The sequence below is a fragment of the Saccharopolyspora sp. NFXS83 genome (genome assembly GCF_026241095.1).
Classification (GTDB): Bacteria; Actinomycetota; Actinomycetes; order Mycobacteriales; family Pseudonocardiaceae; genus Saccharopolyspora_C.
In genome coordinates this window covers 88849-106998 of sequence record NZ_JAPFGB010000013.1, presented here as the reverse complement: position 1 = coordinate 106998, position 18150 = coordinate 88849, and the positions used below count along the sequence as shown (strand labels likewise).

18 protein-coding genes are annotated in these 18150 nt (G+C 70.9%); 8 read left to right on the top strand and 10 right to left on the bottom strand.

Annotated elements, in window-relative coordinates:
• Positions 1-57 precede the first annotated feature (57 nt).
• The 3 genes from OOZ19_RS16165 to kynU are packed head-to-tail and all read left to right on the top strand — an operon-like array spanning position 58 to position 2486.
• The gene (locus tag OOZ19_RS16165; RefSeq protein WP_266091001.1) at positions 58-183 is read left to right on the top strand and encodes a tryptophan 2,3-dioxygenase family protein; all 126 of its coding nucleotides are present in this window, start codon (positions 58-60) and stop codon (positions 181-183) included.
• Positions 173-1228: an alpha/beta hydrolase family protein gene (locus OOZ19_RS16160; protein WP_266090934.1), complete on the top strand. Its 1056-nt coding sequence runs from the start codon at positions 173-175 to the stop codon at positions 1226-1228. The genes OOZ19_RS16165 and OOZ19_RS16160 overlap by 11 nt, the downstream gene beginning before the upstream one ends.
• A 7-nt stretch (positions 1229-1235) precedes the next feature.
• On the top strand, positions 1236-2486 hold the full coding sequence (kynU, locus tag OOZ19_RS16155; RefSeq protein WP_266090933.1) for a kynureninase: 1251 nt from the start codon (positions 1236-1238) through the stop codon (positions 2484-2486).
• 48 nt (positions 2487-2534) lie between these two features.
• Here kynU and OOZ19_RS16150 read toward each other — a convergent pair whose 3' ends face one another.
• Positions 2535-3251, bottom strand: a complete 717-nt coding sequence (locus OOZ19_RS16150; protein ID WP_266090932.1) for a helix-turn-helix transcriptional regulator — start codon at positions 3249-3251, stop codon at positions 2535-2537.
• Between the two features lie 280 nt (positions 3252-3531).
• On the opposite strand from OOZ19_RS16150, the gene folE reads away from it, so the two are divergent.
• The gene (folE, locus tag OOZ19_RS16145) at positions 3532-4134 is read left to right on the top strand and encodes a GTP cyclohydrolase I FolE (protein WP_266090931.1); all 603 of its coding nucleotides are present in this window, start codon (positions 3532-3534) and stop codon (positions 4132-4134) included.
• Positions 4135-4270: 136 nt separating this feature from the next.
• Here folE and OOZ19_RS16140 read toward each other — a convergent pair whose 3' ends face one another.
• The 6 genes from OOZ19_RS16140 to OOZ19_RS16115 all read right to left on the bottom strand — a co-directional run bounded on the left by OOZ19_RS16140 (position 4271) and on the right by OOZ19_RS16115 (position 10369).
• A complete protein-coding gene (locus tag OOZ19_RS16140) occupies positions 4271-4948 on the bottom strand; it encodes a GntR family transcriptional regulator (protein WP_266090930.1) in 678 nt (225 codons plus the stop codon).
• Between the two features lie 83 nt (positions 4949-5031).
• Complete coding sequence (locus OOZ19_RS16135) at positions 5032-6417, bottom strand: MFS transporter (RefSeq protein WP_266090929.1); 1386 nt, start codon at positions 6415-6417, stop codon at positions 5032-5034.
• Between the two features lie 51 nt (positions 6418-6468).
• On the bottom strand, positions 6469-7389 hold the full coding sequence (locus OOZ19_RS16130; RefSeq protein ID WP_266090928.1) for an amidohydrolase family protein: 921 nt from the start codon (positions 7387-7389) through the stop codon (positions 6469-6471).
• 60 nt (positions 7390-7449) lie between these two features.
• The gene (gene ligK / locus OOZ19_RS16125; RefSeq protein WP_266090927.1) at positions 7450-8133 is read right to left on the bottom strand and encodes a 4-carboxy-4-hydroxy-2-oxoadipate aldolase/oxaloacetate decarboxylase; all 684 of its coding nucleotides are present in this window, start codon (positions 8131-8133) and stop codon (positions 7450-7452) included.
• A gap of 32 nt (positions 8134-8165) precedes the next feature.
• A complete protein-coding gene (locus OOZ19_RS16120; RefSeq protein ID WP_266090926.1) occupies positions 8166-9191 on the bottom strand; it encodes an amidohydrolase family protein in 1026 nt (341 codons plus the stop codon).
• Positions 9188-10369, bottom strand: a complete 1182-nt coding sequence (locus OOZ19_RS16115) for a 4-oxalomesaconate tautomerase (protein WP_266090925.1) — start codon at positions 10367-10369, stop codon at positions 9188-9190. Before OOZ19_RS16115 ends, OOZ19_RS16120 begins: the two co-directional genes overlap by 4 nt.
• Positions 10370-10713: 344 nt before the next feature.
• Here OOZ19_RS16115 and OOZ19_RS16110 point away from each other — a divergent pair, with 344 nt between their 5' ends.
• On the top strand, positions 10714-11448 hold the full coding sequence (locus OOZ19_RS16110) for an SDR family NAD(P)-dependent oxidoreductase (RefSeq protein ID WP_266090924.1): 735 nt from the start codon (positions 10714-10716) through the stop codon (positions 11446-11448).
• A gap of 241 nt (positions 11449-11689) precedes the next feature.
• Here OOZ19_RS16110 and OOZ19_RS16105 read toward each other — a convergent pair whose 3' ends face one another.
• A complete protein-coding gene (locus tag OOZ19_RS16105) occupies positions 11690-12277 on the bottom strand; it encodes a TetR/AcrR family transcriptional regulator (protein ID WP_266090923.1) in 588 nt (195 codons plus the stop codon).
• Between the two features lie 78 nt (positions 12278-12355).
• Positions 12356-13018: a stage II sporulation protein M gene (locus OOZ19_RS16100; RefSeq protein ID WP_266090922.1), complete on the bottom strand. Its 663-nt coding sequence runs from the start codon at positions 13016-13018 to the stop codon at positions 12356-12358.
• A 564-nt stretch (positions 13019-13582) separates the two neighbouring features.
• Here OOZ19_RS16100 and OOZ19_RS16095 point away from each other — a divergent pair.
• From OOZ19_RS16095 to OOZ19_RS16085, 3 genes are all read left to right on the top strand, one after another.
• Positions 13583-14332: a response regulator transcription factor gene (locus OOZ19_RS16095; protein ID WP_266090921.1), complete on the top strand. Its 750-nt coding sequence runs from the start codon at positions 13583-13585 to the stop codon at positions 14330-14332.
• Positions 14329-15441, top strand: coding sequence for a sensor histidine kinase (locus tag OOZ19_RS16090; protein ID WP_266090920.1), 1113 nt, complete (start codon positions 14329-14331; stop codon positions 15439-15441). The genes OOZ19_RS16095 and OOZ19_RS16090 overlap by 4 nt, the downstream gene beginning before the upstream one ends.
• 810 nt (positions 15442-16251) lie before the next feature.
• Positions 16252-17388, top strand: coding sequence for a DUF8189 domain-containing protein (locus OOZ19_RS16085; RefSeq protein WP_266090919.1), 1137 nt, complete (start codon positions 16252-16254; stop codon positions 17386-17388).
• 125 nt (positions 17389-17513) lie between these two features.
• Here OOZ19_RS16085 and OOZ19_RS16080 read toward each other — a convergent pair whose 3' ends face one another.
• The gene (locus tag OOZ19_RS16080; protein ID WP_266090918.1) at positions 17514-18131 is read right to left on the bottom strand and encodes a type VII secretion system-associated protein; all 618 of its coding nucleotides are present in this window, start codon (positions 18129-18131) and stop codon (positions 17514-17516) included.
• Positions 18132-18150: the final 19 nt, after the last annotated feature.

Below are 18150 nucleotides of genomic sequence, written 5' to 3'. Positions count from 1 at the left end.
CGCGCCGGGTCGACCGACATCGCCGAGCAGGTCAACCGGTGGCGGTTCGACCACGTGATGGTGGTGCGCCGCGCCATGGGCGCCAAGCCCGGCAGCGCCGGTTCCTCCGGGCTGGCCTACTTGGAGAAGCGCGTCCGCCTCGTCGTGTTCCCCGAGATCTGGGAGGCCCGCGGTGCCGTCTAGGACCGTTTCCGCGCACGTTGAGGAGGAGGCGCGAGTCCTGGGCCTGAAGCCCGTCCTCGCGCCGGGCCACGGCAGGTACGGCGACCACCCGCACCACTCCTACGACGCGTGGCCCGCCGAGGATCCGGACGCACCGCTGGTGGTCCTGCTGCACGGCGGGTACTGGCGCTACGACCGGATGCACCTGACGCCGTTCGCCGACTTCCTCGCCCGGCAGGGCTTTTCCGCGCTGCTGCCCGGGTTCCGCCGCTCCGGAGGCGCGGGCGGCTACCCGGAGACCTTCGACGACGTCGCGCGGATCGTGGACACCCTGCCCGCGGACCGGCCGTACGTGCTGGCCGGGCACTGCTCGGGCGGTCACCTCGCGCTGTGGTGCGCCGCGCGCGGACTGCTGCCCGCCGACTCGCCGCGGCGCACGACGCGGCTGCCGAACGCGGTGCTGGCGCTCGCCCCGATCACCGATCTCGACGCCACCCGGCGCGACGACCTCAGCGACGGGGCGGCGCGGCAACTCCTGGGCGGCGAGGAGGAGTTCGAGCGGCGGCTACCGCTGGTCGATCCGGTCACCCCGCTCGACGGCGCCGGTTCGACCGGGTGCGCACCGTGCTGCTGCACGGCGCCGCCGACGAGGAGGTGCCGCTGGAGCAGTTCGCGGACTACGCGGCCGTCCAGGACGACCTGGAGACCGTGGTGCTGCCCGGAACCGGCCAACTACGCGCTGATCGAACCGGAGAACCCGGCCGCCCACCACATCGCCCGAACCCTGTGCAGCCTCACCGGCGAGTGGACGCCGACGCGCGCGGACGGCAGCGCCGCCGGTGCGGTCGTCGCGGAAGCGGCGTCCGCGGAGGCCGACCCGGGCACCGATGCGCCGGGATCATCACCGAGAACGCCACCGGCGAGGACACTGCCGGTACGAGCACGTTCAACGCGGGCACCCGGTCGCGGAGAACGCCGCGGACGAACACCGCTAGGCCGGGATTCCCCGCCACCGCCGGAGATCCCGGCGATGGCACCGCCCACCCGGACACGCCCGACGAAGTGAGACGCGCATGACCACCGCACCCCCGGCACTCGCCGAGCTCGCCGCCGAACTCGACGCCGCCGATCCGCTGGCGCCGATCCGGGACCGCTTCCTGCTGCCCGACGACCTCGTCTACCTCGACGGCAACTCCCTCGGCCCCCTCCCGGCAGCGGTGCCGCCGGTGATCACCGACGTCCTGCACCGGCAGTGGGGCACCGACCTGATCCGGTCGTGGAACGACAACGACTGGTGGGACGCCCCGCTGCGGGTCGGCGACGCCGTCGGCCGCCTCATCGGCGCGTCCCCGGGGCAGACGCTGGTCGGCGATTCCACGAGCGTCCAGCTGTTCACCGCGCTCAGCGCCGCGGCCCGGCTGCGCCCCGGACGCGAGCTGCTGGTCACCGACCCCGGCCACTTCCCCACCGACCGGTACCTCGCGGAATCCGCCGCGCGGCTGCACGGCCTGCGGGTGCGCCACGTCCGCCCGCAGGACCTGGACGGGTTCCTCGCCGCCGAGGGCGAGCAGGCCGCCGTCGTCAGCTACTCCCCGGTCGACTACCGCACCGGCGAACTGCACGACGTGGCGGCGCTGACCCGCGCCGCGCACCGGGCGGGCGCGCTGGTGCTGTGGGACCTGTGCCACGCGGCCGGGGCGATGCCGGTCCGGCTCGACGAGCTCGAAGCGGACTTCGCGGTCGGCTGCGGCTACAAGTTCCTCTCCGGCGGCCCCGGCGCACCGGCTTTCCTCTACGCGGCCCGGAAGCACCACGATTCCTGGGAGACCCCGCTCCACGGCTGGACCGGCCACGCCGACCCCTTCGGCCTCCAGCGGGACTACGCTCCCGCGCCCGGCATCGCCCGCGCCCGCATCGGCACCCCGCCGATCCTGGGCCTGCTGAGCTTGGAAGCCGCCCTGACCGCCTTCGACGGCGTCGAGATGGCCCAGGTCCGCGCCAAGAGCCTGTCGCTGACCGGCTTCTTCCTGCGCTGCACCGCGGAACTGCTGGCGGAGCTGGGCTTCGAGCCGGTCACCCCCGCCGATCCCGCCCGCCGCGCCAGCCAGGTCTCGCTGCGCCACCCGCACGCCTTCGGCCTGGTCCAAGCCCTGACGGCGCAGCACGTGATCGCCGACATGCGCGCCCCCGACATCCTCCGCTTCGGCGTCAACGGCCTCTACACCTCGCACCAGGACCTGCTGACCGCCGCGACGCTCCTGCACCGCACGACGACCACCGGCGCCTACGACCCCACCCCGCCCGACGCGGGGAAGGTCACCTGACCGGCGCGGGAGGACCCGGCCCGCGCGACGCGGAACGCGGGAGCGGAGTCAGGACTTCTGGGCGGCTCGGTGCAGCTGCACGCAGCACTCACCGGCGCGGGGAGCGAGGGTCGCTTCGACCGACGGTGCCTGCAGCCCGGTGAGGAACCCGGCGAGGAACGCGTGGTTGATCCCGCAGACCAGGTCCGGAGCCTTGCCCGCCAGCGGGTGGAAGGGGCAGTTGAGCAACCGCAGGCAGCCCGGCGCCGGGCGGGCGGGTTCGAAACCGTACTCGGCCAGGACGTTCTCGGCGCAGGTGAGCGCGCGTTCGACGCCGAGCCTGCCGGGGCGGGCGCGCTCCCGCTCGGCCGCGCCGAGCTGCCGGCCGCGCTCGTCGGCGGCGCGCAGCGCGGCCTGGCGGGCGGTCTCCCCCTCGCCCTCGGTGAGCACCGCCTCCAGCAGGATGTCGGCGAGCAGGTCGTGCCGGCGCTGCGGGATGTTGATGCGGATGTCGACGTCGGCCGGTTCGTAGACCTTCGGGGTCCGCCCGACCTTGCGGATGCCGCCCGCCGGTTCGAACCGAGCGGTCAGCAGTCCCGCGTCGACGAGCTTGTCGAGGTGGAAGGCGGCGAGCTTGCGGGAGATCCCCACCGCGGTGGCTGCCTCGTCCCGAGCCACCGGCCGCCGGGCGCGGCGGATGAACTCGTACATCCCGCGACGCAGCTCGTCGTCCAAGACGGCCACGGCCGCGATCGGAAGGCCGGCGTCGCCGCCGAGTGCGCTCATCCCGACACCGTAGCGCGGTTTCACCAACACGAGTGGGTTGAATCCGCCCTCCTCGGCTCCAGCATTGGTGTCTTGCTTCTTCCGGCGAATAAAACTAACGTCTCTTGGTGAAAAAGGAAGCGGCGCAAGGGTCGTCCGAGGAGCGCTTCCCGGTCAGCGCGGTCGTCAGGCGCGGCCTGTTCGCGGCGGGCACCGCCACGTGCGCGCCACTGGTGACCCGGCAGTTCCGACCGCCCTGCCCACCGGGCGGTTCGCCCGTTGACCAGTGAGGACCTCGCCCATGCAACCGGCAGCCGCCATGCACGTCGTGCACGAACCCGACCCCGGCATCGATCTCGTCGCCGCCGAGCAGGCCGCGGGCCGGCTCTTGCAGGCGCTGGGGATCTCCACCGACTCCGAGAGCCTCGCCGGCACCCCGGGCAGGATGGCCCGGGCCTACGCCGAGCTGTTCACCCCGCGCCCCTTCGACCTGACCACGTTCCCCAACGACGAGGGCTACGACGAACTGGTGCTGGCCCGGTCCATCCCGGTCCGGTCGGTCTGCGAACACCACCTGCTGCCGTTCGTCGGCGTCGCCCACGTCGGCTACTTGCCAGGTCACCGCATCCTGGGCCTGTCCAAGCTGGCCCGCATCGTCGAGCACTTCGCCTGCCGACCCCAGGTCCAGGAACGGCTGACCAAGCAGATCGCCGACCGGCTGGAAGAACACCTGCAGCCCAAGGGCGTGGGAGTCGTCATCGAAGCCGAGCACACCTGCATGACCCTGCGCGGAGTCCAAGCCACCGGCGCCTGCACCGTGACCTCCACCCTGCTGGGGAGCCTCCGCGAAGACCCCCGCTCCCGCCAGGAGTTCTTCGCCCTCACCGGCGCCCACACCAGCTGACCCCCTGGCAGCACCCGTCCCCACCGGATCGAGCACCGGGGCCTGGGATCGCTGTTCGCCTCGGGAGCTGCCCGGTGGAGGCCGAGGAAGAAGCCTGGCTTCCCCGCGCCCGGCCTCCCCGCCCAGGAGGACGGGGTCAGACCGCGTTGAAGCGCGTCCCGCCCACCTCTGGCAAGGCGTCGAGAACGCTGCGCAGGTGCTCGCGCATCGCCTGCTCGGCGGCCGTCGGGTCGGCCGAGCAGATCGCCTCGATGATGGCCAGGTGCTGCGGCAGCGACACGGCGGGGCGGCCCGGGTGCATGGCCAGCCGGAACTGGTGGCGCACGTTCTGGCCGCGCAGCCTGCTGAGCACCTCGTGCGCGGTCTGCTGCCCGCTGACGCGCAGGACCAGCGAGTGCAGCCGCTTGTTCAGCTCGGAATAGCCCCACACGTCCCCGCCGGAGACCGCGGTGCGCATCTGCTCGCCGATCTCGCGCAGCTCGGCCTTGTCCTCGTCGACTACCCGCTCGGCGGCCCGCGCCGCGCACAGGCCCTCGACGACCATGCGGACTTCGGTGATCTCGATGGCCTCTTGGAGCGAGACCGCGCGCACCCGTGCGCCGCGGTTCTGGACGCGCTCGACCAGCCCTTCGGTGGCCAGCTGCACCAGCGCGTTGCGCACCGCCGCTCGGCTGGCGTCGCACTGCTCGGAGAGCTCGGCTTCCACCAAGCGCTGATTCGGCGCGAACTCGCCCCTGGTGATGGCCTCGCGGATCACGTCGACCACCGGCTCTCGCGGGGCCGGCTGCTCGGCGTCGCGCTTCGCTGTCGTCACTCGCCCTACCCCGTACCGATTATTGGCAACAATTTTGTGCACCAATCCTAACGGGCAGGGGCGAGCCGGTCATGACGTGCTCCTCAGGCGGATTCGGGGGCGGCGCTCTCGCGTTCCGCCTCGGCCCGCATCCGGATCTTGCGGGTCGCCGGGCCGAACAGAGCCAGCGCGAGCGCACCCACGACCCAGGTTCCGGCGATGAAGTAGAAGACGGTCCGGTACCCGTAGCCGCTGTACAGACCGGCGATGATCAGCGGCCCGATGGCGTTGGACAGGCGGCCGACGCCGTAGGAGATCGACGTGCCCAGCGAGCGGCCTCGGGTGTCGTAGAGCTCCGGCGAGTAGGCGTAGGCCAGCGAGGTGTAGCCGCGCTCGAACAGGTTGACCGTGAAGCCGAACACGACGACCAGCGCGGGGACGAAGGTCAACCCGTACAGCAGCCCGGATCCCGCGATGACCAGGCCGAACACGACCAGGCACCACTTGCGCTCGAACCGGTCGGTGACCTGCGCCGCCAAGAACGAGCCCAGCGGAGCTCCGACGGTGGTCAGCGCGACGAAGAAGATGGAGTCCTCCACGCTGATGCCCTCGGCGGCCAGCAGCGTGGGCGCCCAGGACGAGAAGCCGAAGAAGCCGATGGTCTGGGTGATCCACAGCACCGACAGCAGGACGGTCGGCACGAGGAACTTCTTGTCCTTGAGCACGCCCAGCCCGGGTTTCGTCGCGGTCGTGGCGACCGGTGGCCCGGCGGCGGGCAGTTCGCCGTGCTCGGCCGCGGCCCTGCCTTCCAGGTCCCGCAGGACCGCCTCCGCTTCGTCGTGGCGGCCCCGGGATTCCAGCCACTGCGGGGATTCGACGAGCTTGCGCAGGAACAGCAGGAAGAACACGCCCATGGCGCCCCACAGGTAGACCAGGCGCCATGCCTGCTCCCCCATCGGCACCACGAACGCGGCGATGAGGTTCGTGACCGGGGTGCCGCAGATGCCGATCATGATCACGTAGGCCTGGAACTTGCCGCGCTTGGCCCGCGGGTAGAACTCGTTGATGTAGACGACCGCGACCACGGTCATCGCCGACAGCCCGGCGCTGGTCAGGACGCGGAACAACCCCATCGACGGCATGTCCCAGGCGAAGACCGTCGCCAGCGACCACACGGAGAACCACGTCGTGGTCAGCGTCAGGGTCCGCTTCCGGCCGAGCCGGTCGGCCATCGCACCGGCCACGACCGAGCCGATGAACATGCCGACGAACGACAGCGACGTCACGTAGGCGATGTGGCTGACGTCGGATCCCCACAGTTCGCGCACCCTGGGCGCGGTGATGGCGAAGGTGTTGATGTCGGCGAACTCGAAGAAGTAGGCGAACGCCAGCGCGACCATCGTGGTCTTGTGGAACTTGGAGATCGGCAACCGGTCGAGCCGGTTGGCCGAGTTGGTGGCCCGGTCGGCCGAATGGGCGGAGTGCTGCATTGCGGTCTCCTCGCGGCGGGCGTCGTTGCCCTGCCGTCGCTCTGGTGCGGCTCAGGCCGATTCGTCGGGCCAGTACAGGCGCATCGGGTTGTCCACGAGCAGCGCCTGCCGCTGCTCGGCGGTGACCGCGATCCGGGGGACGTGGTCCATGAGCAGCCCGTCGTCGGGCATGTGGCCGGTCAGGTTCGGGTGCGGCCAGTCGGTGCCCCACAGGACGCGGTCGGGGAACGCCTCGACGACCCGGCGCGCGAAGGGGACGACGTCGGCGTAGGCGTGCCGCTCGCCGTCGAGGGCGGGCGGGCCCGTCCGCGACAGGCGTTCGGGGCAGGAGACCTTGACCCACGCGCCGCTGCGGGCGACGAAGTCGAGGAATCCGGCGAACTCCGGGCCTGCGGGGCCCTTCGAGACGTCGGGGCGCCCCAGGTGGTCCACCACGATCGGCACGGGCAGGGACAGGAAGAACTCCTCGTGGGCGGGCAGGTCCTCGGCCTCGAAGTAGAGGACGACGTGCCAGCCCAGCGGGGCGATCTTCTCGGCGATGGTCCGCAACGTCCGCGTCGGAGCCGCGTCGACCAGCCGCTTCACGAAGTTGAACCGCACACCGCGCACCCCCGCGGAATGCAGGTGCTCCAGTTCGCCGGGCGTCACGTCGGCGTCCACCGCGGCCACTCCGCGGGCTCGGCCGTTCGCTGCCCGCAACGCGTCGACCAGGGCGCTGTTGTCCTTGCCGTGGCAGGTCGCCTGCACGATGACGTTGCGGGACAGGCCCAAGTGGTCGCGGAGCGCGAACAACTGCTCCTTGCCGCCGTCCACGGGGGTGTACTTGCGCTCGGGGGCGAACGGGAACCGCGCGGCGGGGCCGAAGACGTGGCAGTGGGCGTCCACGGATCCGGCGGGCGGGACGAACGCGGGACGGCTGGGGGCCGGGTGCCAAGGCAGCCATCCGGGGGTGACGTGGGGTGTGGTGCTCATCGGGTCTCCTCCTGCTGCCCGGCGGACGGCATGCGTCGTTGCACGTGAGGCGATCAGCCGTCAGTCGAGGTAGGTCAGCCCCAGGGCGTCGAGCTTCGGGCGCATGCCGTAGAGGTCCAGGCCGAGCACGCCGTCCTGGAACCGTGCGCGCTTGCCCGCCTCCCCGGCCTCGCGCTTCTCGGCGGCCTCCGCCACGTCGGCGGCTCTGGCCGCGGGCACCACGACGACGCCGTCGGTGTCGGCGACGATGACATCGCCCGGCTCGACCAGCGCGTTGGCCACCGCGACGGGCACGTTGACCGAGCCCAGCGTGGCCTTGACGGTGCCTTTCGCGTTGATGGCGCGGGAGAACACCGGGAAGTCCATCGCGCGCAGCTCGTCCACGTCGCGGCAACCGCCGTCGATGACCAGTCCCCGCGCACCGCGAGCGCGCAGCGAGGTGGCGAGCAGTTCGCCGAAGAAGCCGTCCTCGGACTCCGTCGTGCACCCGGCCACGACCACGTCGCCGTCCTGGACCTGCTCGGCGGCGACGTGCAGCATCCAGTTGTCCCCCGGCTGCAGCAGCACGGTGACGGCCGTGCCGCAGACCTTCGCGCCCTGGTAGACGGGCCGGATGTAGGGCCGCATCAAGCCGACCCTGCCCAAGGCCTCGTGCACGGTGGCCACGCCGAACTGCGACAGGGCTTCGACGGCGGCCCGATCGGCACGCCGGATGTGCTGGTGGACGACTCCGAGTTCGCGCACGGTGCGGACTCCTCTCCGAGCGGGGTGGTGGTTCAGCGGCCCTGCGCGGTCAACCGCGCGTCCAGGCGCGGGTAGGCGCGTCGCGCGTTGCGCTCTTCGACCGCGTCCAGGGATTCGGTGGTGAGCCCGGCGTTCTCGACGTAGCGGCGGGTGTCGTCGAAGTGGTGCCCGGTGCGGGGATCGATGCCGCGCACCGCGCCGACCATCTCCGAGGCGAACAGCACGGACTCGTGCGGGATCACGTCGAGCAGCAGGTCGATGCCCGGCTGGTGGTAGACGCAGGTGTCGAAGAAGACGTTGCCCAGCAACGCTTCCTCCGGCTCCGGCTTGCCCAGCGCCTGCGCCAGGCCGCGGAAACGGCCCCAGTGGTAGGGAACCCCGCCGCCGCCGTGCGGAATCACCAACCGCAGCCCGGGGAAATCGGCGAACAGGTCGCCCTGCAGCAGCTGCATGAACGCGGTCGTGTCGGCGTTGAGGTAGTGCGCGCCCGTGGTGTGGAAAGCCGGGTTGCAGCTGGTGGAGACGTGCACCATGGCCGGGACGTCCAGCTCGACGAGCTTCTCCCACACCGGGTACCAGTGCCGGTCGGTCAACGGCGGCGAGGTCCAGTGCCCGCCGGAGGGATCGGGGTTGACGTTCACCGCGACCGCGCCCAGCTCCCGCACCGCCCGTTCCAGTTCGGGAACGGTGGTGGCCGGATCCGCCCCCGGCGACTGCGGGAGCATCGCCCCGAACGCGAACCGCTCCGGGTAGAGCTCGGCGACCCGGTGGCAGAGGTCGTTGCAGATCCGCGCCCAGGCGGAGGAGATCTCGAAGTCGCCGATGTGGTGAGCCATGAACGACGCTCGCGGCGAGAACACGGTGACGTCGATGCCGCGCTCGTCCATCTGGCGCAGCTGGTGGGCCTCCACCGACTCGCGGATCTCGTCGTCGCCGATGACCGGACCGGCCGGATCGGGCCGCCGCGACGGGTCGGTCAGCCCGGCGACCTGCGCGTCGCGCCAGCGGCCGAGCGGATCCGGGGCGGTGGTGTAGTGACCGTGGACGTCGATGATCACGCGGAGCGCTCCTTCGCGACGGGGTTCCAGACGGACGACGGGACGAGCACGTCGCCGGACATCAGCAGGCGCGCGGTGCGCAGCAACGCCGAGCGCACGACCCGCTGCGGGTCGGCGGGGTCGAGCACGAGGGTGACGCTGAACTCGCCGGAGGGGTGCTCCACCGAGACGACCGGTTCGGTCCCGGACACGCCGCTCGCGACGTCGTGGGCGACGCTGCCCTCCAGCACGCAGGCCGTCGCGGCCGTGACCGCCGCCAGCACTCCGATGGACCGGTGCGCGATCCGCGGGATGAGGCTCCGAGTGGACAGGCTGCCGCCGTGCCGCGGCGGCGCCACCAGGGTCATCTTCGGGTAGTTCTTCGCCGCGACATCACCGAGACCCATGGCGTGCCCGCAGACCAGGCGCAAGGCCTCCACCTTCGCCTTGAGCGCGTCGTCGCCGTCGATCTCGGCGGGGTCCTCGTAACCGGTGGCGCCGAGCCGTCCCGCCTCGACGATCACCAGCGGCTGCCCGTTGTCGATCAACGTCACGTCCACCGGCCCGATGCCGGGGACCTCGACGGTGTCGCGCACCTTTCCCGTCGGCAGCAGGGAACCCGCCACCGAACCCGCGGTGTCGAGGAAGCCGATCTCGATCGGCGCGGCGCCCCCGCGCACCCCGTCGATGCGCGCGTCACCCGCGTACTCGACGTGCCTCGTCCCGTCCGGACCGGCGGGCGTGCGGATCGCGATCTCGGCGACCATGCCGGTGTTGCGGGTCAGCACGCGAGCGGTGGTGCGATCACCGGCCGGGACGACCATGCCGGTCTCGACGGCGAACGGCAGCACGGCGGCGAGCATGTTCCCGCAGTTCGCCGTCACGTCCACGGTGTCCCCGCCCGGCTGGACCTGCCCGAACGTCCACTCCACGTCGACACCGGGCCGCGTGCCCGGCCGCACCACCCCGACCTTGCTCGTCAGCGGGTGCGCTCCCCCGACCCCGTCGATCTGCCGCTCGTCGGGAGACCCGAGCACGGCGAGCAGCACGGCGTCCCGGGTCGAGAGGTCCGCGGGCAGCGCTCGCTCGTCGAAGAAGGGCCCCCGCGAGGTGCCACCTCGCATGAACAGGCACGGGACCGCGGTCTGCGAACCACGGCGGCGCGACCGCGCGGCGACACCGTCGACGTCGACGGGCATGGCACCCCTCCAAGTCCTCCCAGCACGGCGCCCCTCGCCGGCCTGCTCGGTAACCTAAACGACGAACACGATTGTTAACAATCCTTGCGACAAAATTTCTCGCGGATCGGTCACGCCGAGGCTCGCCCCCTTGCGGACGGCGGACCTTCACGAGGACGTCAAGGAGAACCACGCCGCACACCTGGAGGCGGTGGAGCCGCATCGAACCGCCGTCGCCTCGGCGCGGCGAAGCCGGTTGCGCACCTCGGCGCGGCCTCGGCGGGCACGCCACCTTTGTTGACTGATCGGTCCAGATCGGGCAGAGTTATGGACGTTACGGTCCATAATCGAGGGAGGTGGGCGGCATGGCCGTCCTGACGGACAAGGTCGCCGTGGTCACCGGCGGCAGCAGCGGCATCGGGCTCGCGATCGCACGGGCGTACCGCGACGAAGGCGCGCGGGTGTTCATCACCGGCCGCCGCGAGGAAGCGCTCGACGCGGCGATCGCCGAGCTCGGCGAGGAGGTGACCGCCGTGGTCTGCGACTCCGCCGTGCCCGCCGATCTCGACGCGCTCTACGAGACCGTCCGCGAGCAGGCCGGACACGTGGACGTCGTGGTCGCCAACGCCGGCATCGGCATCGAGGCCGCGTTCGGCGAGGTCACCGAGGAGCAGGTCGACGCCCTGTTCGCCACCAACGTCAAGGGAACGATCTTCACCGTCCAGAAGGCGTTGCCGCTGCTGCGCCCAGGGGCGTCCATCATCTTGACGGGCTCGTCCGCCGCGACGCGCCCGCAACAGGGCCTCGAGGTCTACGGCGCGACGAAGGCCGCGGTGCGCAACCTGGCCCGGGGCTGGGCTCACAGCTCGCGCCAGCACGGCTTCCGGGTCAACGTGCTCTCGCCGGGCATGGTCCCCACACCGGGCCTGCTCGATCTCGTCCCCTCGGAAGCCCTGGAGCAGGCCAAGGGAATCATCCCGCTGGGCCGGCACGGCGAGCCCGAGGAGATCGCGGCTGCCGCGACCTTCCTGGCCTCGGACGCGTCGAGCTACGTCAACGGCTCCGAGCTCGCCGCCGACGGCGGAGCAGCTCAAATCTGATGCCGCGGCCGGGCTGGCGCGGGAGGGCTTCGCTCTCGCGCGCCAGCCCGCGCCTTCGTTCGAACCACGAGCGCCACGAAGAGTCGCGCACCCGCAGCCACCAGGCTCGAACCCTGGCCGTTCACCGGTGGTCGGATCACGATCCCGGCGGATGGCAACGAGGCACGCGACCAGTGGCGATCCACCCGCAGCGCGCGTTCTTCCAGGCGCAGGGCCGATATTCGCCGGAGCACCCCGTCCCCTACGAGGGCAGCAACCGCCCCAGGGCGGACTCGGCCGCAGCAGCGAGCACGTCGACGCCCATACCGGTCCGACCGAGCGCGACCACGCCGAGCTGGGCGGCGAGAACCGCGTAGGCGACCGGTCCAGCATCCGCGCCGGGATCGACGTCGCCTTCGCGCTGGGCCCGCTCGATCGCCTCCGCCAGCACCTCGGCGGTCGCGTCGTAGCTGCGCCGGGCTTCGGCCGCGACATCCGGCATGCTCATCGCCAGCTCTGCCGTGCTGTTGGCCAACAGGCATCCGCGCTGGGCGGACGCCCCGGTGGAGTCGCAGCTCGGACCTCGCACGAACTCGCGCACGAAGTCGACGCCCCGCGACGCGGACGCCAACCGTTCCTGGAGCATCCGAGCGTTGGCGTCGTTGTACTCGCGCAAGACCCGCAGGAACAAGGCGCGCTTGTCGCCGAAAGCTCCGTACAAGCTGCCCTTGCCCAGTCCGCTGACGCGCATGAGATCGTCCACCGACGTCGCCGCGTAGCCCTTGTCCCAGAACTCCTGGCGAATCGCCTCGACGACACGATCTTCGTCGAACTCCCGAGGTCTTGGCACACCGCGATGGTACGGGTTCTTGACCGATCAGGCCAGAAACCCCCGGCCACCCCCACCGGGCTCGCGGCTCCGGTCAGATCACAGCAACAGCTGGCTGAGCGGGTACACGAGGTACCGCAGCGAGTACGCCTCCCACACCGCGCCGACGATGAGCAGCACGAGCGCGGGCAGCGCCAGCAGGCCGATCCGCCGCAGTCCTCGGACGTAGCCCTGGCGTCGGTTCTCCGCCCCGCAGGTGCGGGGGAACAGCCAATGCCTGCCCAAGAGGTACGCGCCGAGCAGCAAGAGCACGTAGGCCTGCAACTCGATGATGAGGGTCAGCGAGTGGGGGATGAGCGCCACCCACCCACCTGGGGAAGTCGGAACCAGCGTGATGCCGGTCTCGACAGCCCAGTACCCGAAGAACGCGAGTCCCGCGAAGGGCACGATGAGGGACGGCACCACGATGGTCAGCAGGCTGAGCCGGAAGAGGTTGACGCCGAGGATCGTGAGCGCGAACAGCGGCGGAGTGTTCACCAGCCATCGCACCAGGTCGCCGGTGCCGTCCGCTTCCATGGACGCGGACTGCGCCGCCTGGAGCTCTGGGACGGCGAGTCCGATCGCGAACCCGATGAGGGCGAGGCCGTAAGCGGCCACGTTGATGACGAGGTAGGACCGCATGTTCTCGCGGATGAGCCGGAAGGGTCGCCGCCGGAACGGCACGTGCGCGGAATGCTCGCCGGGAGTCGGCTCGAAAGTCATGCCCCCATCGCATCCCATCGCCCGACACGCGTGCAGTGCCACGGTGTAACCCGAAGACATGACATGGTGTCATGAACCGCAGTCGGGCGGCGGCCACGAACGCGGAGCACCCAAGAAGATCCTCGTTCCCGCGCTCACCGCGATCATCGTCGTTGGTCGTCCTCGCCCGCATCCGGCCTGGCGAAGGAACTTCCTGGTCGGCGGCGAGCGTGATGACCACGGTTCACGGCGCGCGGACGTCTCTCCACCGCATCGACGACGTCACCCGAAAAGACCGGTCGACGTCAGCACCGAAGCGGCATCCCACTACCGCGACCCGCTTGCCCGTCCGGAATTCCTGATCGACGAACTTCGCAGTTCGGGCACCCGGGCGTCCGCGCGATCCGAGGGGCGCCCCCGGCCCGATCACGCCGAGGGTGCCGCGCGCACCTGCCACCCGGTCAGCGCGGGTGAACACAACGAGGGGAAGATCTGGGCAAGGAAGTGGCTCGACCGCCGTCGCGGGAGCGTTTCGACGCCACGACGAGCAGCGCGGCGAGATCAAGATCGAGAACAGGTTAGAACATGACGCAGCCGGACCAGACGACGGACGGCGGCTCACGCGCTGGACGATTGCGCGTGCTGGTCGTGGAGGACGATCACGCGGTGGCCCAGGTGATCTCGGACTACCTGCAACGGGCCGACTACAACCCGGTGGTCGTCTCGGACGGCATGGTCGGCTTGGAGCTGGCCCACCAGATGGCACCCGACCTGGTGATCCTCGACGTGATGCTGCCCGGTTTGAACGGCGTCCAAGTCCTGCAACAGCTGCGCACCCGCAGTCAGGTGCCGGTGATCATGCTGACCTCGCTGGGCGCCGAGGACGACCGGCTGCGCGGGCTGGGTGCCGGCGCGGACGACTACCTGACCAAGCCGTTCAGCCCGCGCGAGCTGGTGCTGCGGGTGCAGGCGGTGCTGCGCCGGACCACCACGATGCCGGTCGCCCCGGCCGGCGAGGTGGCGCGGGTGGGCGACTTGGAGGTGGACCGGGCCGCGCGGGTGGTCAGCAAGGCCGGGCGCAGGCTGACGATGACGAACAAGGAATTCGACCTCCTGGTGTTCCTGCTGGAGCATCCCGGCCGGGTGTTCCGCCGGGACGAGCTGCTGCGCGAGGTGTGGTCCTACGATTTCGGCGATGCCTCCACCGTCACCGTGCACGTGCGCCGGTTGCGGTCCAAGATCGAAGACGATCCCGCACGCCCCACGGCTCTGGTGACCGTCTGGGGCGTCGGGTACCGGTTCGACCCGCCCGGTGGCGTCGGGGCACCCCGGTGAACGCGGTTCTGATCGCGCTGATCGCGATCTGCGAGTCGGTCGGGGTCGGTGTGATCGGCGCGGCGGTGCTGCGCGTGCTCCGGCGGCACTCGGTCCACCTGTCCTTGGTCGCCGTCGTCGTGATCACCGTGTGCGCGATGGACGCGAGCATGCTCACCATCGTGCTGGTGGGGCAGTCGGATCAACTGCCGGTGTCGACGAACCTGGCGGTGAACTTCGTGGCCGGAATCGTCTCCATCGGGATCGGGGTGGTGCTGGGCCGCTCGGTGGTGCGGGGCAGTCGGCAGCTGACCGACGCCGCGCGAACCTTCGGCCAGGAACAGCACTTCCGGCTGGCTGACGACCCGCCGACCGCGGAACTGGCCGAGCTGGCCCGGGAGCTGCGCGTGACCAGCGCCAAACTCGCGGAGTCCCGGAGCCGGGAGCAGGCCGTCGAGGCGTCCCGGCGGCAGCTGGTCGCGTGGATCTCGCACGACCTGCGCAGCCCGCTGGCCCGGTTGCGCGCGATGACCGAGTCCCTCGAAGACGGGGTGGCCGACGACCTGCCGCACTACTGCCGCAAGATCCGCGGCGACGCCGACCGGCTGACCGGCATGGTCGACGACCTGTTCGAGTTGTCCCGGCTCCAGTCCGGAACGCTGCGCCTGACGCTGCGGGAAGTGGCGCTCGACGACCTGGTCAGCGACGTGGTGGCCGGTCTCGACGTGCTGGCCGGACAGCGCTCGATCCGGCTGCGGCCGAACCGGATCGAGCCGGTGACCGCCGCCGTGGACGACCGGATGATGACCCGCGTGTTCAACAATCTGCTGGTGAACGCGATGCAGTACGCGCCGGCGAACACGACCGTGTCGCTCGACGTTCTGGCCGACCGCGGCTGGGCGATGGTCTGGATCTCCGATCAGTGCGGCGGGATCCCACTGGAGAACATCGGCTCGGTGTTCGATGTGGGCTGGCGGGGCGCGCAACGCGCACCCGGCACGGAGCGGGGCGGTGGGCTCGGACTCTCCATCGTGCAGGGGGTCGTGCAGGCCCACGGAGGCACCGTGTCGGTGCGCAACGTACCGGGCGGCTGCCGCTTCGAGGTCCGGTTGCCGCTGCACGCGCGCTGAGCACGAATGCTCCGCGTCACGGGGAACATTCGTCCATATCGTTTCAGCGAAACCCCGGAAGCCGAAAAAAATTGCATCGGGCAGAGCGCTTTCACTGCAATCGCGAATACCGGCGCGAGCTGAATCGATTTCTGCGAGAAGACCGCGATTGGCCCATCCCCGACCACTCAGCCGGGCGGCGACGCGAGGAATCCAACGTGGACATATGTACATGCCATTCGCGCGTCGGCGACGCTCCGATCGCCCGGCCGGACCTCATCGCCGCCCCGCCCGCAGCCGGGGACGCCGACCATGACGCAGCGGCACACTTCACCGGGAACCGGGCTCGACGCACCGAGCGAGCACCACTCGCGATGACCTCGGATGCGTGGCGGCGAACGACCACAGTGACCATCCACAATGGTGTGGTCGCGCGGCGGGATCACCTGCGCGCCCAGGACGCGCCGAGCGAGTACATCGCCGAGTCCCGTATTGCCCGCTCATGCGCACTCCGCTCAAGAATGCGCCAACCCTGTGCGACCGACCCGACCTCAACAGTGGTAAATTTCCATCTCAGATGGCCAAATTTGCATGGCGTGGAGGTGGCTAGTGCCTCTGTTCTCGGTCAACGACCAGTCCGGAAATTCTCCATCCAGGCGCGATTCCGCTGAGCCCGGCCAATGGCCCGGGTTCGACGAGTCTCCGACCACCCCCCTGCCCAAGATCCGTTCCCGGAGCGGCGAGCGGAAGCGCTTGGTCGTGGCCTGCCTCGTCGGAGCCGCCCTGATCGCGACACCGATCGCACTGGTCGGCCTCGTCAGATCGTCGGTGGTGAGCGCCGGGGCGCCGGGTGTCCTGGGCGAGCCGCCGTTCCCGGCTGTGCTGGAAGAGGACGGATACAAGCCGGGGTATTCGACGCAGCCGGCGGCGCGGGCGAGCCTGGACAGCAAGTGGCGCTTGCTGCACGTGGCCCGGAGCGAGCACGACACCGTGGTGCGGACCCACCAGCTCGTGCCCGCGGAGGACGCCATGTCCGGGTGGACCGACCTCGGCGGGAGCGCCGCGGGGAACCCCGTGACCGTCGCCGACATCCACGGGCGGATGGCGGCGTTCGTGGTCGGCACCGACGGCTCCTTGTCGTACAACCCGCAGATCGAAGCGGACGCCGAGTCGCCGGGCAGGTGGACGGACCTCGGCGGTGCGGGGCTGACGGGCACTCCCGCCGCGGCCCAGGACGCCATGGGCAGGCTGCACGTGTTCACCCGGTCCACCACCGGAGAGCTCTGGGAGACACACGAGGACGTGGCCGGCGAGGGCGTCTGGAGCGAACCGAGGGCGCTACCCGGACCTGCGATCGAGGACGATCCGGCGGTGCACGTCGACGACGAGCACGCGCTGCATGTTTTCGCGCTGGGTCGCAACGGAGTGGTCCGAACCCACGTGCAGTCCGGTGGGGACGACTGGGGCCCGGCGTCGAAGGTGCCCGGAATCGCGGACACCTCACCGGCGGTGGTCCTCGACCAGGCGGGCAACCTGCAGTTGTTCGCGCGAGACCCGAACGGTGCGCTCGTGCAGAGCAGCGAACGCGCCACCCCGACCGACGCGTGGACGAGTTGGCGCAACTGGCGCGAGTGGCAGAGCGGTCCCGGGACGTTCGCCGGTCGGCCGGTCGTCGCGATGGGCGCCAAAGGTGGGCTCGTGGTCTTCGCCCACGACGCCGACGGAGCGGTCTACGAGAGCTTTCAGGTCGAGCCGGAACGCATCGATTGGGCGACCTGGCGCTCCCACGAGGGCGACGTCGTCGAACTGACCGCCGCGGTCAAGGACTCCGTCGGGAAGATGGTCGTGTACGGGATCGGCAAAGACGGGGCCTTGACGCGAGCGCGCCAGAACGGACCCGCGACCGGGCCGTGGCACCAGTGGGCCACGGACCTCGGCGGCGACCTCGCGGCCACCCCCGCGAGCTGAGCCTCACCACCGCTGTCCCGGTCGAGGCTCCGGCGGCACGTTCGCCGTGGCACGAGTGAAGATTCCGCCACCCGCCGCCCCGCTGCGTGCGCGATCCCACCCACCGGAATCACGGGACACGGCCATCAGCGAGTCCGCACCGTCTCGTGTTCACCGGCAGCGTCGCCGGCCCCGGTCGCGAACGCGTCCTTGAGCGCTCCGGCCTCGACCCGCATCGACGCCGGAGCGTTGGGGTTCAGCAGCACGTCGAGGCCGGACTCCGGCAGCCCATCGGCCAGTTCGTCGACGGTCACCTCCACCCACCGCGCTTCCGGCACCCGGCGCTGGTGCGCCGGGGACGTGGCCACGAGCACCGAGAGCACGTCGTCGGGAGAGGTGGTCACCACCGTCTTGTTCTCCTCATCGACCGCTAGCGCCAGCACCACCTGCGAGAGCCGCTCCAGCACCTCGGCGCCGTCGATCCGGTCCTCGACCGCCAATTGGAGGGCGGCGTCGACCGGATCGGTCGGCAGACCTGGCCGGGACGGTTCGTAGCTCGGATTGGCCCGGAACAGGGCCGTCTCGCCGGCGCCGTCCACGAACCAGCCGCCGACCACGGCCGCGGGCGGCGGATCGTCCTCCTGCTCCCAAGCGGGGTCGAGCAGGAAATACCACCGATCGCCCTCCCCGAACTCCGCGCGCTCAGCCGCGTCGGCCAGCGCGTCGTCCCAGATCTGCTCGTCGGTCCTGGCCTGCTCGTCCACCCGGTCTCCTCGGTCTCCG

What these genes read in the sequence shown, in the direction of transcription:
- OOZ19_RS16165 (WP_266091001.1), top strand. Translation starts at nt 58, where the DNA reads ATGGTGGTGCGCCGCGCCATGGGCGCCAAGCCCGGCAGCGCCGGTTCC.
- OOZ19_RS16130 (WP_266090928.1), bottom strand. Translation starts at nt 7,389, where the DNA reads ATGAGCACCACACCCCACGTCACCCCCGGATGGCTGCCTTGGCACCCG.
- OOZ19_RS16095 (WP_266090921.1), top strand. Translation starts at nt 13,583, where the DNA reads ATGACGCAGCCGGACCAGACGACGGACGGCGGCTCACGCGCTGGACGA.
- OOZ19_RS16100 (WP_266090922.1), bottom strand. Translation starts at nt 13,018, where the DNA reads ATGACTTTCGAGCCGACTCCCGGCGAGCATTCCGCGCACGTGCCGTTC.
- OOZ19_RS16135 (WP_266090929.1), bottom strand. Translation starts at nt 6,417, where the DNA reads ATGCAGCACTCCGCCCATTCGGCCGACCGGGCCACCAACTCGGCCAAC.
- OOZ19_RS16110 (WP_266090924.1), top strand. Translation starts at nt 10,714, where the DNA reads ATGGCCGTCCTGACGGACAAGGTCGCCGTGGTCACCGGCGGCAGCAGC.
- OOZ19_RS16115 (WP_266090925.1), bottom strand. Translation starts at nt 10,369, where the DNA reads ATGCCCGTCGACGTCGACGGTGTCGCCGCGCGGTCGCGCCGCCGTGGT.
- folE (WP_266090931.1), top strand. Translation starts at nt 3,532, where the DNA reads ATGCAACCGGCAGCCGCCATGCACGTCGTGCACGAACCCGACCCCGGC.
- OOZ19_RS16150 (WP_266090932.1), bottom strand. Translation starts at nt 3,251, where the DNA reads ATGAGCGCACTCGGCGGCGACGCCGGCCTTCCGATCGCGGCCGTGGCC.
- kynU (WP_266090933.1), top strand. Translation starts at nt 1,236, where the DNA reads ATGACCACCGCACCCCCGGCACTCGCCGAGCTCGCCGCCGAACTCGAC.